The organism is Nonomuraea sp. NPDC048882, from assembly GCF_040649755.1.
GTDB classification, from domain to species: domain Bacteria; phylum Actinomycetota; class Actinomycetes; order Streptosporangiales; family Streptosporangiaceae; genus Nonomuraea; species Nonomuraea maheshkhaliensis.
Genome location: NZ_JBEZGB010000045.1, coordinates 1 through 17,141, shown reverse-complemented (window position 1 = coordinate 17,141; position 17,141 = coordinate 1). Strand labels below are relative to the sequence as shown.

At 74.0% G+C, this 17,141-nt stretch carries 5 protein-coding genes; all 5 read right to left on the bottom strand.

What is annotated here, in order from left to right; translation table 11 throughout:
• Window positions 1–5,377, bottom strand: a 5,377-nt coding sequence (locus AB0C27_RS55920; protein ID WP_357863546.1) for a beta-ketoacyl synthase N-terminal-like domain-containing protein, incomplete at its 3' end; no start/stop codon positions are given.
• A gap of 5 nt (window positions 5,378–5,382) precedes the next feature.
• Window positions 5,383–6,645: an activator-dependent family glycosyltransferase gene (locus AB0C27_RS55915; RefSeq protein WP_357863543.1), complete on the bottom strand. Its 1,263-nt coding sequence runs from the start codon at window positions 6,643–6,645 to the stop codon at window positions 5,383–5,385.
• A 45-nt stretch (window positions 6,646–6,690) separates the two neighbouring features.
• Window positions 6,691–9,141 (bottom strand): ABC transporter permease, encoded by a 2,451-nt coding sequence (locus AB0C27_RS55910; protein WP_357863540.1) that lies wholly within the window; start codon window positions 9,139–9,141, stop codon window positions 6,691–6,693.
• The gene (locus AB0C27_RS55905; RefSeq protein ID WP_357863537.1) at window positions 9,141–9,887 is read right to left on the bottom strand and encodes an ATP-binding cassette domain-containing protein; all 747 of its coding nucleotides are present in this window, start codon (window positions 9,885–9,887) and stop codon (window positions 9,141–9,143) included. The genes AB0C27_RS55910 and AB0C27_RS55905 overlap by 1 nt, the downstream gene beginning before the upstream one ends.
• A 93-nt stretch (window positions 9,888–9,980) precedes the next feature.
• Window positions 9,981–17,141: SDR family NAD(P)-dependent oxidoreductase (locus AB0C27_RS55900; protein WP_357863535.1), on the bottom strand; the 7,161-nt coding region annotated here is incomplete at its 5' end.

The following is a 17,141-nucleotide window of genomic DNA, read 5'->3' as shown; positions in this document are numbered from 1 at the left end:
ACACGATCTTCCCGACGTGTCCCGCCCGCTGCATCAGGCGGAACGCCTCCGGGGCCCGCCGCACATCCCACGTCCGCACCGGCAACCGCTCCATCGCCCCGTCCCGGAACAGCGCCAGGACCTCGGCGAGGATGGTCTGGACGCGGTCGGGGGGCACGGCGATCAGGTCGAAGGCGGTGTAGCCGGGGATGCCGGTGCGTAGGTCCGTTTTGCCCATTTCGATGAAGCGGCCGTCGGGTTTGAGGAGGCCGAGTGAGGCGTCCGTGAAATCCCCGGCCAGGGAGTTCAGGACGACGTCCATCTGTGGGAAGCGGTCGGCGAACTCCAGGGTGCGGGAGCTGGCCAGATGGTCTTCGTCGAGGCCGGTGGCTTGCCATTTGGTGGGGCCGGCGGTGCCGTAGACCTCCGCGCCGAGGTGTCGAGCGATCTGCACCGCCGCCATGCCGACGCCACCTGCTGCCGCGTGGATCAGGACCTTCTCTCCCGGCTGGAGGCCGGCCAGGTCCACCAGGCCGTACCAAGCCGTGGCGAAGACGCCCGCGACGGAGGCCGCGCCCACGTAGGACCAGCCGTCGGGGATCGGTGCTAGCAGGCGGTGGTCGGTGATGACGGAAGGGCCGAACGCGCCGTCCATCAGGCCGAGGACCCGATCGCCCACGGCCAGGCCCGTCACGCCGGGACCCACCTCGCTCACCACGCCTGCGCCCTCGCCGCCCATCGGCGTGCCGCGTTCCGGGACCATGCCGAGGGCCACGACGAGGTCGCGGAAGTTCAGTCCCGCGGCCCGTACGGCGACCCGGACCTCGCCCTCCTCCAGGGGCCGGTCCTGGACGGGTACCAGTGCGAGGGTGTCCAGGGTGCCGGGCTCGGGGGCGTCGAGGCGCCAGTTGCCGGTGGGCGGGAGGAGGGCGCGGGTGGTGGCGGCGCGGGCCAGGCGGGGCAGCACGACCGTGCCGTTCCTTACGGCGACCTCCGGCTCCTCCTCCAGGGCGGCCAGCACGTCGGCGGCCGGCACCTCTCCCCCGGCGGAGTCGAGGTCCAGGAGGGCGAAGCGGCCGGGGTGCTCGGCCTGCGCACCACGTACCAGGCCGTGAACGGCCGCGGCCGCGGGGTCCGCGTCCGCGCCGGTGGTGACCAGCACCAGCAGGCCGGGGGTGTCGGCGGCGAGCCTGGCCGCGACGGCGTCGAGCGCGGCACCGGCCGCCGCCGACACGTCCCGCCCGGCCGGCAACGCGAGGAATTCGACCTCCGCGCCCCCGCCGGCGTCCGCCGTCGCCGGATCGGGACCGCGCGTGTCGTGGCCGGTCGAAGGCGGTGCGTCGGCGTGGCCGTCGAGGGCATGGCTCTCGGAGGGGTGGGCGTCGGGGGTGTGCCCGGTCGCAGGTGGCGCGGCGACGTGGGGTGCGGTTCCGTTCGAGGCCGGGGCCGGGGCTGGGTCGTATGTGCCGAGGCCCGCTGCGGACAGGACCTCTGCTGTGGGGGCGTGGCCGGTGATCTTGGTGTGGCGGGGGCGGTGGCCGTGGTGGGGGGACGTGATCCAGTCCAGGCGGTAGAGGTGGTCGAGGTTCGGGCCGTCCGTGGGGCGGGAGACGAGTGAGTCCACCGACGCTACGGGGCGCCCGTCGGTGTCGGCCAGCCGCACGGTCAGCTCGCCGGACGCGGACCTGGACAGCCGTACTCGCAGCCGGGTGGTCTCCGTCGGCTGGAGGCGCACGCCCGACCAGGAGAAGGGCAGGCCGGGACTGCCGGACAGCAGCAGCGCCTCCACGTGCAGGGCGGCGTCGAGCAGCGCGGGGTGCAGGCCGTAGCCCGCCGCTCCCACGCCGTCGGGCAGGGCGACCTCCGCGTACGCGGTGCCGTCCAGCAGCCAGGCCGCGGTGACGCCCTGGAAGTGGGGGCCGTACTCAAGGGCGTGCCCGGCGAGCCCTTCGTAGAAGCCGGCCAGATCCACCGGCTCCGCACCCGGCGGAGGCCAGACCGCCAGGTCGGTCTCGGCGGCGGGTTCGGTGGTGAAGGGGGTGGGGGGTTCGTGCGGGGCCAGGGTGCCGGTGGCGTGGCAGGTCCAAGGCGTGTCGGCTGCGGCGTCGTCGTGGCGGGCGTAGACGGCGATGGCTCGGGTGTCGTCGTCGGCGGGGGTGCCGAGTACGACCTGGACGTTCACGGCGGTCCCGGCGGGCAGCGTCAGTGGCGCGCGCAGGGTCAGCTCCTCGACGTGGCCGTGCCCGGTGCGCCCGCCGGCGTACGCGGCCAGTTCCACGTACGCGGTGCCGGGCAGGACGACGCGGCCCGACACGGCGTGGTCGGCGAGCCAGGGCTGCGACGACAGCGACAGGCGGCCGGTCAGGATGAGGTCGCCGGTCGCGGCCACCTGCACGGCGGCGCCGAGCAGCGGGTGGCCGGCCTCGGTCAGGCCCGCCGACTCCACGTTCGGGCGGTCCTCGCCGTCGAGCCAGTAGTGCTCGCGCTGGAACGCGTACGTGGGCAGCGGCGCCGACGGGCCGTCCCCGAGCAGCGGGGCCCAGTCCACGGCGGCCCCGTGTACCTGTGCCTCCGCCGCCGAGAGCGCGAACTTGGCCAGCGTGCCCTCGTCGCGGCGCAGCGTCCCGAGGACGGTGGCACCCTCCGCGCTCCCCTCGATCGCGTACGTGAGCACGGGATGCGCGGTGACCTCGACGAACAGGCCGTGCCCCGTGCCGGCCAGGTGCTCGACGGCCTGTCTGAACAGCACCGGGGAGCGCAGGTTGGTGTACCAGTAGGCCGCGTCGATGCGCCGGGTGTCGATCGGCTCGCCGGTGACGGTCGAGCAGAACGGGATGTGCGCCGTTCGCGGGCTCAGGCCGGACAGGAGGTCTCCGAGCCGGTCTTGCAGCGGCTCGACGAGGGGGCAGTGGGAGGCGTAGTCGAGAGGCTGGATCCGGTTGGTGCGCACGTTCTGGGCCTTGAGCCGTTCCTGGAGCTCGTCGAGCGCCCCTGGCTCGCCGGTGACGACGACGGCGCCGGGTGCGTTGACGGCGCCGATCCAGACGCGGCCGGCCCAGGGTTCGAGCTGCTCGGCGGCCTGATGCTCGGGCAGGCTGACGGCCATCATGCCGCCGGTCCCGGCCAGGAGCTCGGTGATCAGGCGGCTGCGCAGGGCCACGACCTTGGCGCCGTCCTCCAGGGACAGGGCTCCGGAGACGACGGCGGCGGCGATCTCGCCCTGTGAGTGGCCGACCACGGCATCGGGTTCGACGCCGTACGAGCGCCACAGCTCGGCCAACGCGACCATGATCGCCCAGGAGGTCGGCTGGACGACGTCCATGCTGACCGGGGCCGGCGCGGCCGGGTCGCCGCGCAGCAGGTCGGTGAGCTTCCACCCGACGTAGGGGGCGAGCGCGGCCTCGCACTCCTGGACGCGGGCGGCGAAGGCGGGCGCGGTGTCGAGCAGCTCGCGCAGCCCGCCCGGGGTGACGGAGGTCTGCCCGGGGAAGGCGAAGACGACCCGGGGATCGATGGCGGCAACGCCGACCGCGACCCCGGGAGTGGTGCCGGACGCGGTCTCGGACGCTGTGCCGGGTGCCGGCTCGTTCGTGATGAGCGGTGTGGTGCCGGGTTCGGCGGTGGCGACGGCTCTCAGGCCGGTCAGCAGGTCGGCGCGGTCGCGGCCGACCACGACGGCGCGCTGCTCGAACCGGGTCCTGGCGCCGGCCAGCGTCCGCGCCACCGCGTCGGGCGGCAGGTCGGGGGCGGACTCCAGGTGTTCGGCGAGCTTGGCGGCCTGTGCGGCGAGCGCCTGCGGGGTACGCCCTGACACCGGCCAGGCCAGCACGGTCTGTTCCCGGACAGCCGCCTCCTGGGCACTGCCATCCGCCCGGCCGTCGGCGGGCTCCGGTGCCGGGGTCGACTCGACGCGCCCGGGCGCCGAGGCCGACTCGACGGGGCCGGATGCCCGAGCCGACGCCGTGGGTCGCGGTGCCGGGGCGGCGTTGGCGGGTTCCGGTGCCGGGGCCGGGTCGGTGGGTTCTGGGAGTGGGGGTTCTTCCAGGATGATGTGTGCGTTGGTGCCGCTGACGCCGAAGGCTGAGACGCCGGCGCGGCGGAGCCGGCCGGGGGTGGCGGGCCAGGGTTCGTTCGCGGTGGCCAGGACGACGCCGCCGGACCAGTCGACCTCCGGCGTCGGCTCGCTGACATGCAGGGTCCTGGGCAGGGTGCCGTGCCGCAGGGCGAGCAGCATCTTCATCACGCCCGCCACCCCGGCCGCCGCCTGCGTGTGCCCGAGGTTCGACTTGATCGAGCCGAGCCGCAGCGGCGCGCCGCCGTCCCGTGCCGAGCCGTACACGGCCATGAGGGCCTGGGCCTCGATGGGGTCGCCGAGTGTGGTGCCGGTGCCGTGCGCCTCGACCGCGTCGATGTCGGCGGGGCCGAGCCCGGCGTCGGCCAGGGCCTGGCGGATGACCTTCTGCTGGGCGGGCCCGTTCGGCGCAGTGAGGCCGCTGCTGGCGCCGTCCTGGTTGGCGGCGCTGCCGCGGATGACGCCGAGGATGCGGCGGCCGTTGCGGCGGGCGTCGGAGAGCTTCTCCAGGAGGAGCATGCCGGCGCCTTCTGCCCAGCCGGTGCCGTCGGCGTCGGCGGAGAACGCCTTGCAGCGGCCGTCCGGCGACAGGCCGCGCTGCCTGCTGAACTCGACGAACGTGGCGGGCGTGGACATGACGGTGACGCCGCCGGCCAGGGCGAGGGCGCATTCGCCGCGGCGCAGCGCCTGGACGCCGAGGTGCAGGGCCACGAGGGAGGACGAGCAGGCGGTGTCCACGGTGATCGCGGGGCCTTCGAGGCCCATGACGTACGCGACGCGGCCGGTGGCGACGGCCCCGTCGCTGCCGTTGCTGAGGTAGCCGGCGACGTCTTCCCTGGCGGAGCCGCGGGTGCCGTAGTCGTGGTAGATGACGCCCGCGTACACGCCGGTGGCGCTGCCCCTGGCGGCGGCGGGGTCGATGCCGGCGGCCTCGAACGCCTCCCACGAGGTCTCCAGGAGCAGCCGCTGCTGCGGGTCCATGGCGACGGCCTCGCGCGGGCTGATGCCGAAGAACGCGGCGTCGAACCAGGCGGCGTCGTGCAGGAAGCCGCCGTGCCGGGTGTAGCTCCTGCCGGGGGTGTCGGGGTCGGGGTCGTACAGGTTCTCGGTGTCCCAGCCGCGGTCGGCGGGGAAGCCGGTGACGGCGTCCGTGCCCGACTCCAGCAGCCGCCACAGCGCCTCGGGGGTGTCGGCCGCGCCGGGGAAGCGGCAGGCCATGCCGATGACGGCGATGGGCTCGGCGTACTCGTCGAGCCGCCGCCGGGCCTCGCGCAGGTCGGTGGTCGCGCGGCGGAGGTAGTCGAGGAGCTTGGCCTCGTTTTCCATGGACGTCACCTCTGGTGGCGGGCGACCAGGTCCTCAAGGTCGCGGACGAGGTCGGCGGGGGACGGCGCGGTCGCGGCGTCGTCGCGGAGGGCGGCGGCGCGGCCGGCGTAGGAGGGCTCGTCGAGCAGGCGCACCAGGCCCGCGCGCAGCGTCTCGGGGGTGAGCTCGGCGGGCTGGACGGTCACGCCCGCGCCCTGGCGGGCCAGGGCGCGGGCGAGGCCGCGCTCGTCGTAGAGCGCGGCGGGGACGATGAGCTGCGGCACGCCGGCGACCAGCGCGGTGCAGGTGGTGCCGGTGCCGCCGTGGTGCACGATCGCGGCGCACGTCGCGAGCAGCGGGTGCAGGGGGACGAATCCGGCCAGCCTGACGTTGTCGGGGGCCTTGCGCCCGTCGGGCAGGCCGCCGGGCTCGATGGTGGCGACCACCTCGACGTCGAGGTCGGCGACGGCGTCGAACAGGTCGGCCACCCCGATGCTGCCCTGGCCGCCCCACATCTCGCCGCCGCTGACGCCGAGGGTGAAGCAGACGCGGCGCCGTGCCGGCGGGGGCACCAGCCAAGGCGGGATGACGGCGGGCCCGTTGTGCGGGATGTAGCGGACCGGCAGGTACACGGGCCCGTGCTCCAGCGGGAAGCGCGACCAGCCCGGCAGGCTGTCGATGGTGGCCTGGCCGAGGACGACGTCCTCGTGGTAGCCGGACCCGTACCGGGCGAGTTTGGCCGTCAGCCAGTCGGCCACCGGGTCCTCGTCGCGGTCGCCGCGCAGCCGCAGGAACAGGTCGCGCATGCGTGCCCAGTGGTCGCGGCCGAACGTGGTCCTGACGTGGGCGGCGCCGCAGGCGTGGGCGGCCACCGGGCCGGGAAACGTGATGGAGTCCCAGATGACCAGATCGGGCCGCCAGGCGCGGCAGAAGGCGACGAGGTCGTCGTACATGCTCTCGTCGGTGATGAGGTCGAAGGCGAGGGGCGAGGCCCAGGCAGTCAGGCAGTCGCGGACGTACGCGTAGGTGAGAACTTCCGGGCGTTCCTCGGCCAGGTCGTATCCGGAGCCGTAAATGTGTTCCTCGGGCGACATCGCGGCGAGCCGCTCCGCCACCGCGGACATATCGCCGACCGACACCCCGGTGATTCCGGTCTCGCGAATTCCGCCGGTGATGTCGGGCTGACCGGCGAGCACGACGTCGTGCCCGGCCGATTTCAACGCCCATGCAATGGGGACCATCAGATTCAGATGGGCGGTCGCCGCGTGCTGGGTGAGCAGGACCCGCATTTACCATTCCTCCAGACCGCATTTCCCGTTCACCCGGGAAATTACCTAGCCGCGGCCCGGCCTCCGACCCCTAAGCCACCCCTCTCGTCCCCCTGTGCACCAGGCGTGATAGAGCGTGGCCACCAGCGCGGACACGGTGCCGGAGACGACGACGGCCAGGTAGAACCAGGCAGAGCCGGAGGGCAGGGGCAGGCCGCTGACCACGACCGAGTAGGGGATCAGCACGGGGACCACCCCGACGGTCCCCAGCACGACCCCGATCGCGGCCACCAGCAGGGCCTCGACGCCGAGCATGCGCATCACCTGGGCGCGGGTGGCGCCGCCGGCCCGGTGCACCCCGAACTCCCTGCCGCGCCGGGCGGCGGCGCTGCCCTGCGCGGCGGCCACGGCGATGGCGGTGAACACCATGATCACGGCGGTGATCAGGTAGTCGACCCAGCCGCGCATCAGGTGCTCGGCCGAGTCGGCGGTGCCCGCCGGATGCAGCCCGGTCTCCTCGGCGGCCTGGCGGGCGTCCACGCCGGGGCCGCCGCGGATCAGGACGCGGGCCGGCAGCGTGGCGGTGGTGTGCGGGGCGAGCAGCGCGGCGGGCAGGAGCAGGAACTCGGCGCCCGGCTCCAGCGCCAGCAGGGCGACCACGCGCACGCGTACGGGCGTGCCGTCGCCGAGCCACACGGTGATCGTGTCGCCGAGCGCCGCGCCGGCGCGGCGCGCCTCCTCCTCCCCCAGGGCGACGCCGTGCTCGCCGAGCGCGGCCAGCGATCCGGCCGACACGGGGAACGCGGTCAGGCCGGACGGGTTCGTCAGGCCGTGGGCGGGCCGGCCCGCCTCGCTCCGGCCGCGGTCGCCTGGCAGGTAGGCGGTGCTGGTGACGAGCCCTGCGGCGCTGATCCCCGGCAGCTCCGCGACCCGGGTGAGCGCGGCGGGCGCGAGGCCGCCGGTGGCGGTCTCCATGACGGCGTCGGCCCGCAGGCACTCGTCGAAGGCGCGGGTGGCGGCGTCGGTCTCGCCGGCCTGGAGGAAGATGTTCGTGGTGGCCAGGCAGGTGGCCAGCATGATCGGCAGCGAGGCCCGGCCGGCACGGCCACCGCGCAGGTTGAGCAGGGCGAGGTCGCCGGTCCTCGCGGAGAGCGCGCGTACGGGGCCGGCCAGCGCTCTGCCGATCACGCCGGTCAACCGACCCAGGGTCAGCGCGCCGGCCAGGGCCAGCACGGCCACGGCCAGGCCCGCGACGCCGGCGTGCGGGGCGCGTACGAGCAGGGCGACGACGACGCTGAGCGCGCCCGCGCCGGCCAGGCAGACCTTGGCCATCGGGGACCAGCGGCGGGCCGCGTCCTCACCGCGCCGGGCCCGGCCGGCGCGGTGGGCGGGGATGTAGGCGCCGATCAGGCCGCCGGCCAGGCAGGCCAGAGCGGCGGCGCACAGGGCGAGCGGCGCGGGGTCGAAGAGGAGCTGCGCGGGCACCGCGCCGGCGGCGGCCATCCGTTCGAACAGCCAGGACGCCAGGTACGGCCCGGCGAGTGAGCCGGCCAGCGTGGCGGCGGCGGACAGGACGGCGACCTCGCCCAGCATCATGAGCCGGATGCGGGCGCGCGGCACCCCCATGGCGCGCATGGCCAGCAGTTCGGGGCGGCGGCGCACGGCCATCGAGCCGACCACCCCAGCGACGACCGGCGTGGTGGCCAGCAGGGTCATGGCGCCGATCGCGGCGGCGACCACGGCCAGGTCGGCGGCGCGCTCGCGGCCTCTGGGGAACTCGGCCAGGCCGCGCTCGTCGCCCGTCAGCGTGACGGCGCGGGTGCCGCGCAGCGCGGCGGCGACCCGGCGTTCGAGGTCGGCGACCCGCACGCCGGGCGCGGGCAGCACGGCGAGGGCATCGGCGGTGCCGGGATGGCCGCCCAGGCGGCGGGCGTCGGCGGCGGAGAAGAAGATCGCGGGGCGCGCGGCGGGCCGGCCGGAGTGGGACGTGGCCAGGCCGGTCACGGTGTAGCGCTCGCTGACGCCGTGCACCTCTACCTCCGCCTGCCCGCCGGGCCTGAGGCCGCCGCGCGCGGCCAGGCCGGCGTCGAGCACGATCTGGCCGGGGCCGGTGGGGGCGGCGCCGCCGGCCAGCGTGTACGGGACCAGCCCGGCCCCGGCCCAGTCGTGCCCCGCCGCGGCGGCGCCGGCCAGCTCGGCCGGGAAGGCGATGTCCTCGACGACCGTGGCGACGCCCCGTACGCCGCGTAAGGTCTGCGCGACGGAGGCGGGCAGGCGGACCTTCTCCGGCAGCCACACAGGGTCGTCGGGGTCGGCGCCCGGCGGGACGAACGACTGGTCGCCGAGGACGACGATGGGCGCGCCGTCCAGCCGGTGCGGCAGCACGGCGGCCCGCGCGCCGGTGGCGGCGAGCGCGGCGCAGGCCGACACGACGACCGCGGCCACCGCCATCGCGACGAACGCGGAGGCGAAGGCGTTCCTGCGGTGGCGGAGGTTGCGCAGGATCAGCAGCCACATCAGAACGGGTCTCTCGCTTCCCAAACCGCCAGGTGAACGGCTCGTTCCAGGGCCGCCTTGCCCTCGGGGAAGCTCATCTCGCGCTCCACCCGGCCGGATCTCAGCAGCACCGCGCGGTCGGCGTAGGCGGCGACCATGGGGTCGTGGCTGGCCAGCACGACGTTGCCGGCGTGGTCGTGCACGTACGAGGCCAGCAGGCCGAGCAGCTCGCCCGCGCTGCGGGGATCGAGCCCGCGGGCCGGGTCGTCGGCCAGGATCACCGCCGGGCTGGTGATCATGGCGCGGGCGACGGCGACCATCTGCTGCTGGCTGCGGCACAGGTCGGCGGGCATGCTGTCGAGATGTTCGGACAAGCCGGCGCGCCGGACGAGGTCGATGACCAGCGACGGGGCGGCCGACCTCCTGGCCAGGCGGAGCGGCAGCGTCAGGTTCTCGGCGACGGTCAGCGAGGGCAGCAGGTTGCGGGAGGAGAACACGTACGAGACGCGCTCGCGCCGCACGACGTCGAGCGCGGCCTCGTCGAGGGAGGTGAGGTTCTCGCCCGCGACGTCCACGGTGCCGGAGGTGGGCCGGTCGAGGCCGGCCGCACATCTCAGCAGTGTGGTCTTGCCCGCCCCGGGCGGCCCGAGGATCGCGGTGAAATTATTTTTCAGGCAGCGCAGCGTTACGCCGTCGAGGGCTTTCTTCGGGCCGTAGTTCTTGGTCACCGATTCGAGTCGGACGATAGCCTCCCCATCGTTACGCATATGCCGATCGTATGATGTGGGGCATCGTCCGCAATCGAACGGCGGGACCATTTGCATATCCTCCGAAGTAATGACCTGCTGGCATTACTTCGTTTATGAGTTGTTGTCAATAATGCTGTACAGCTCGTCGGCGGTGGCCTGCGACAGGTCGTCGCCGCCCGCCGTGCCCGCCCAGGCGGCGGCCAGGTCACGGAGCCTCGCGGCGATCCGTTCGCGGTCGGCCGGCGCGGGGGCCGCCTCGGCCATGGCGCGTTCGAGCTCGGCCAGCTCGGCCTCCAGCGGCGGCTCATCGCCGATCAGCTCGGCCTTGATGTGGGCGGCCACGGCCTCGGGGGTCGGGTGGTCGAAGACGAGCGTGGCCGACAGCCGGGCGCCGGTCAGCGTGCTGAGCCGGTTGCGCAGCTCGACCGCGGTGAGCGAGTCGAAGCCCAGGTCGGTGAACCCGCGCCGGGGATCGACCTCCTCCATGCGCGCGTGGCCGAGCACGCTCGCCGTGTGCGTCCTGACGAGGTCGAGCAGCATCCGCGTACGTGCCGCGCCGGGCAGGGCGCGCAGGCGTTCGGTCAGCGACTCGGCCGACTCACCCGCGTCGTTGGCCGCCTTGCGCACGCCGCTGCCGAGCAGGCCGCGGAGCATGCTGGGTGGTCCGTCCTGCCGGTCGCGCACGGCGGCGAGGTCCAGCGGCGCCGCGACGACGGCCGGGGCGGCCAGGCCGAGCGCGGCGTCGAGCAGGGCGAGCCCCTGCTCCGGCGTCATGGGCCGCAACCCATCGCGGCGCACCCTGCGCAGGTCGGCCTCGTCGAGCCTGGCGGTCATGCCGCCGCTCTCCGGCGCCCACATGCCCCAGGCGATCGAGGTGGCGGGCGCTCCGGTGGCGGCGCGGTGGGCGGCCAGGGCGTCCAGGAAGGCGTTGGCGGCGGCGTAGTTGGCCTGGCCCGCGCCGTCGAACGTGCCGGCGCAGGAGGAGAAGAGCACGAACGCCGCCAGGTCGTGCTCGCGGGTCAGCTCGTGCAAGTGCGCGGCGGCCTGCGCCTTGGGCCGCCACACGGCGTCCAGCCGGTCGGGGGTGAGCGCGCCGATCACGCCGTCGTCCACGACGCCGGCGGTGTGCACGACGGCGGTGAGCTCGCGGCCTGCGACGAGGTCGGCCAGCGCCTTGCGGTCGCCGATGTCGGCGGCGGCGATCTCGACGGACGCGCCCATCCCTTCCAGCTCCGCCCGCAGCCCGGCCGCGCCCGGCGCGTCCTCGCCCCGCCTGCTCACCAGCAGGAGCCGCCGTACGCCGTGCGTGCCGGCCAGGTGCCTGGCCACGGCGCCGCCGAGCCCGCCGGTGCCGCCGGTGATGAGGACGGTGCCGTCGGGGTCGAGCGGGGCGGGGACGGTGAGGACGACCTTGCCGATGTGCCGGGCCTGCTGCATGTGCCGGAACGCCTCGGGTGCGCGGCGCAGGTCCCAGGCGCGGACGGGGAGCGGGGTGAGCGCTCCGGTGCGGAAGAGGGCGAGCAGGGTGGCGAGGATCTCGGCGGTCCTGTCGGGGCCGGCTTCGTCCAGGTCGAAGGGGGTGTAGCCGGGGGTGGCCGGCCGGAGGTCGGTTTTGCCCATTTCGATGAAGCGGCCGTCTGGTTTGAGGAGGCCGAGTGAGGCGTCGGTGAAGTCTCCGGCCAGGGAGTTGAGGACGACGTCCATCTGTGGGAAGCGGTCGGCGAAGTCGAGGGTGCGGGAGCTGGCGAGGTGGTCTTCGTCGAGGCCGGTGGCCGGCCATTTGGCGGGGCCGGCGGTGCCGTAGACCTCCGCGCCGAGGTGGCGGGCGATCTGCACCGCCGCCATGCCGACGCCACCTGCCGCCGCGTGGATCAGGATCTTCTCTCCCGGCTGGAGGCCGGCCAGGTCCACCAGGCCGTACCAGGCCGTGGCGAAGACGGCGGGGACGGAGGCGGCCGTGGCGAACGACCAGCCTTCTGGGATCGGGACGAGGTGGCGCACGTCGGCGACGGCGTGCGTGCCGAGCGCGTTGTCGAACAGGCCCATCACCCGGTCGCCCACGGCCAGGCCCGTCACGCCCGGGCCGAGCTGGGCCACCACGCCGGCGCCCTCGCTGCCCGGCTCCGCCGCGCCCGGGTACATGCCGAGCGCGATCAGCACGTCGCGGAAGTTGAGGCCGCAGGCGCGCATCGTGACCCGCACCTCGCCGGGGCCGAGCGGGCGGTCCGCGATCGGGGCGGCGACCAGGTGGTCGATGGTGCCCGCCTCGCGTACGTCCACCCGCCATGGGGCGGTCGCGGTGAGGGGCGGCGGTTCCGCCTTGGCCAGCCTGGGGGCCAGGGCGGCGCCTTCGCGCAGGGCCAGCTCGGGCTCGGTTCCCGTGAGGACGGACGGGAGCGCGCGGTAGGAGGCGTCGCTTCCGTCCACGTCGATGAGCAGGATGCGGCCCGGGTTCTCCGCCTGGGCGGCGCGTACGAGGCCGGCGACCGCCGCCTGCTCCGGGTCGGGCGCCGGGTCGTCCGGGCGCGCGGCCACGGCTCGGCGGGTCACTACGGCCAGGCGGGTGGTGGCCGCGTGCTCGTCGGCCAGCCGGTCTCTGAGCGCGCCGAGCACGGCGTGCGGCGCGGCCGGCGTCTCATCGCCCAGGTCGGTGTACGGCGGCTCGGACCGCGTGACGTCACCCGAGTCGGTGTACGGCGGCTCGGACCGCGTGACGTCACCCGGGTCGAAGTGCGGCGGCCCTGCGTGCGTCCCGTCGGCCTGGTAGGTGGACGGGGGTGCGGCGAGCAGGATCGTCTGGTCGTGTGCCGGGCCGTCCGTCACCGTGACTCCGGCGGCGGTGAGCGCCTCCCGCAGCCAGCCGGCTTCCGTGGCCACCGCGTGGGCGGCGGACGGCTCCGCGGCGTGTGGGGTCGTGGTCCAGGTCACCTGGTAGAGGCCGTCGCGGGGAGCCGTGGGCAGCGCCGTCATGGGGGCGTCGGCGACTGGTCGCATGGTGAGCCCGCCTACCTCGGCCAAGGGTGCGCCGGTGCTGTCAGCCAGGAGCACACTGGTCACGCCGCCAGTGGTGGTCACGCGGACTCTGGCCCGGGTGGCGCCGGTGGCGTGCAGGGTGACGTCGGTCCAGGCGAACGGCAGCTCGACGGCGTCGGTGCTCGGGTTGGCGAGGTCGATGGCGTGCAGGGCGGCGTCCAGGAGCGCCGGGTGGATGCCGAAGCCGTCTCCGTCTTGGTCGGGGAGATCCACTTCGGTGTAGAGAGTGCCGTCAGGGGTGGCCCATGCTCGTGTCACGCCTCGGAAGGTGGGGCCGTAGGCGACGCCTTGTTCGGCCATGCGGTCGTAGAAGCCGTCCAGATCGATGGGGGACGCCTCGGGCGGTGGCCAGGAGCCGATCGAGGTTGGCGGTGCGGCTTCTGGGGTCAGGATTCCGGTGGCGTGGCGGGTCCAGATATCGTCGCCGGTGCGGGAGTGGATGGTCAGGGAACGGTTGCTGTCCTCGTCCGGTGCCGCCACCGACACGTGCAGAGCCGTGCCCTCGTGCGTGACAGGAAGTGGCGCGTGCAGGGTCAGCTCCCGCAAAGCCGGGCTGCCTGCTTGGACGCCGGCATGCAGGGCCAGGTCGACGAACGCGGTCCCGGGCAGCAGCGCCGTGCCCATGATGGCGTGATCGGCCAACCACGGCTGGCTCTTCAGTGACACCTGGCCGGTGAGCAGGAGTTCGTTCCGGTCTGGAACGGGGACCAGCGCGCCGGTCAGCGCATGGCCGCCGGCCACCTGGCCGAGGCCGAGGACGTCGCCGGTGTCGGTGGGCTCGGGGGTCAGCCAGTAGCGGCGGTGCTGGAACGGATATGTCGGGAGATCGATGCGCTTCGGATGGAAGGGGGCGTAGAAGGCTTCCCAGTCCACGTCCGTGCCCCGAGCGAACGCCCGACCGACCGCCGCCACCAACGCCCGTGCCTGGGAATCGTCACGGCGGCCCGAAGTCGGAATATAGGCGACCTTGTCACCGGAGATCTGCGGACCCAGACCCGACAACACCCGACCCGGACCCAACTCCAGACACGTCACCACTCCGGCCTGCTCCAAAGCCGCGATCCCGTCGGCGAAGCGGACCGTCTGCCGCACCTGCGCCACCCAATACTCCGGATCAGCCATCCGCTCCCCGGCCGGTTGCCCATCCAGATTCGAGATCACCGGAATGCGAGGGGCGTGAAAGGTCAGCGTCTCGGCCACCGCGCGGAACTCGTCCAGCATCGGCTCCATCAGCGCCGAATGGAACGCATGACTCACCAACAGGCGACGGCAGCGCACCCCTTGCGCGGTGAGCCGGTCGGCGGCGGCCAGCACCTCGGATTCGGGGCCGGACAGCACCAGCGCGGATGGCCCGTTGACTGCGGCGAGTTCTACCCCCGCGCCCAGCAGCGGACGTACCGCCTCCAGACCGGCGGACACCTGAACCATCACCCCACCAGCAGGAAGCTCCTGCATCAGCCGGCCCCGAGCCGCCACCAGAGCACAGGCATCCCGCAACGACAACACCCCTGCGACATGCGCCGCCGCCACCTCACCGATCGAATGCCCCAGCAGCACATCCGCCGACATCCCCCACGACTCCAGCAGCCGTGCGGACGCCACCTCCACCGCGAACAACCCCGCCTGCGCGAACCGCGTCTGATCCACCCGACCCGGATCCGACCAGATCACCTCACGCACCAACCCATCACCGAACCCCGCCAACACCTCCTCGAACACGTCCCGAAACACCGGGAACACCTCAGCCAGCTCCCGGCCCATCCCCAGCCGCTGACTCCCCTGTCCCGCGAACAGCCACCCCGTCTTCCCCTCCACCACCGACTCCACCACCACCGGCGGAGCCGACACCAACTCCCCACGATCAGCGGCCAGGATCACGGCACGGCGTTCCAGGGCCGCGCGGCTGACGGCGAGCGAGTAGCCGACGTCGGCGGGTGACGCGGTGGACAGCGTGGCGTCCGACAGCGTCGCGCGCAGCTGCTCGGTGACGGCCGCGAGACCGGACTCGCCCCGGCCGGACAGCACCACCGGCACCGGGAAGGCGAGCGGTTCTGCGGGCTCCACGACAGCGGACTCCGAGGCGGCCCCCTGGGCGGCGGGCTGCGAGGCGGCGGGCTCTGGAGCGGGGGCCTGCTCCAGGATGACGTGGGCGTTGGTGCCGCTGATGCCGAACGACGACACCCCGCCCCGGCGCGGACGCCCCAGTTCCGGCCAGTCGGTCGTGTGGTCGGCCAGCCGTACGTCACCCTGGGACCAGTCGACGTGGGTGGTGGGCTCGTCCACGTGCAGGGTGGCCGGGATGACGCCGTGTTCCAGGGCCAGCACCATCTTGATCACACCAGCGACACCGGCGGCGGCCTGCGTATGACCGAAGTTCGACTTGACCGAGCCGAGCCAGAGCGGCACCTGCCGCCCCTGCCCGTACACCCCCAGCAACGCCTGCACCTCGATCGGATCCCCCAGCATCGTGCCGGTCCCGTGGCCTTCGACCACGTCCACGTCGGCGGGGGTGAGGCGGGCCGCTTCCAGCGCCCGGTTGAGTACGCGGCGCTGGGCCACGCCCGAGGGGGCCGTGAGCCCGTTGGAGGCGCCGTCCTGGTTCACCGCCGAGCCGCGGACCACCGCCAGGACCCGGTGCCCCAGCTCCCGAGCCCGCGACAGCGGCTCGACCAGGACCATGCCCGCGCCTTCTGAGAAGACCGTGCCGTCGGCCGCCTCCGCGAACGCCTTGATCCGTCCGTCTCCTGCCAGTCCACGCTGCCGGGAGAACTCCACGAACACCTCAGGCGTGGACAACACCGTCACCCCGCCCGCCAATGCCGCCGAGCACTCACCGCGTCGCAACGCCTCACACGCCAGATGCAACGCCACCAACGACGACGAGCAGGCGGTGTCGACGGTCACAGCGGGGCCTTGCAGGCCGAGGGTGTAGGAGATGCGTCCTGACGTGACCGAGATGGAGGTGCCGGTGACCAGGTAGCCCTCGACGTCCTCCGGCAGCCGGCCGGGGCCGGTGGCGTAGCCGGTGGCCGTGGCGCCGATGAAGACGCCGGTGTCGCTGCCCTTGAGGCCGGCGGGGTCGATGCCCGCACGTTCCAGCGTCTCCCAGGCCACTTCGAGCAGGAGCCGCTGCTGCGGGTCCGTGGCCAGTGCCTCGCGGGGGCTCATGCCGAAGAACTCGGCGTCGAAGTCCCCGGCCTCGTGCAACCAGCCGGCCAGCTTGACGTAGCTGGTGCCCCGCTTGTCCGGGTCGGGGTCGAACAGGCGCTCCAGGTCCCAGCCCCGGTCGGCGGGGAACGGGGAGATGCCTTCGCGCTCGTCCATCAGCAGGCTCCACAGCGCCTCGGGCGAGTTCGCACCGCCAGGGAGGCGGCAGGCCATGCCGACGATCGCGATCGGCTCGTCGAGCACGGCCGTGGCGGGCGCCTTGGGTGCGGTGGGTGCGGCGGCCGGCTCCGCGCCGAGCAGGCGTTCCTTGAGGTAGCCGGCGAGCGCGAGCGGCGTCGGATAGTCGAAGACGAGGGTGGACGGCAGCCGCAGCCCGGTGGCGGCGTTCAGCTTGTTGCGCAGTTCGATGGCGGTGAGCGAGTCGAACCCGATCTCGGTGAACACCCGCTGCGCCGAGACGGAGTCCGTACCCGAGTGTCCGAGCACGACGGCGACCTGCGCCTTGACGAGTTTGAGCAGCAGTTCGTCGCGCTCTGGCTCGGGCAGCGTGGCGAGCCGGCGTTCCAGCGCGGCCGCCGCTCCGCCCGGCGCCGTGCCGGCGGCGGCGCCGCGGCGGACGGGCCTGCGCACCAGGCCGTCGAGCAGCCTGGGCGTGTCGGCGGCACGCGGCAGATCGAGGTGGATGGGCAGCAGCAGCGCCTCGTCGATCGTCATGGCGGCGTCGAGCAGGGCGAGTCCTTCACCGGACGACAGGCCGCTGGCGCCCGAGCGTTCCATCCGGCCCACGTCGGCGTCGCCGAGGTGGGCGCTCATGGCGCTGCGCTGCTCCCAGAAGCCCCAGGCGAGAGACTGCGCGGGCAGGCCGCGGACCTTGCGGTGGGCGGCGAGGGCGTCGAGGAAGACGTTGGCGGCGGCGTAGTTGGCCTGGCCGGCGTCGCCGAGGACGCCTGCCGCGGAGGAGTAGAGGATGAAGGCATCCACGTCGCCGGCCAGTTCGTGCAGGTTCCAGGCGGCGACGGCCTTGGATGCCAGGACCTTGTGCAGGCGTTCGGGGGTCAGGGACTCGATCAC

Coding starts and splice junctions, on each gene's coding strand:
- AB0C27_RS55915 (WP_357863543.1), bottom strand. CDS start 6,645: ATGCGGGTCCTGCTCACCCAGCACGCGGCGACCGCCCATCTGAATCTG.
- AB0C27_RS55910 (WP_357863540.1), bottom strand. CDS start 9,141: ATGTGGCTGCTGATCCTGCGCAACCTCCGCCACCGCAGGAACGCCTTC.
- AB0C27_RS55905 (WP_357863537.1), bottom strand. CDS start 9,887: ATGCGTAACGATGGGGAGGCTATCGTCCGACTCGAATCGGTGACCAAG.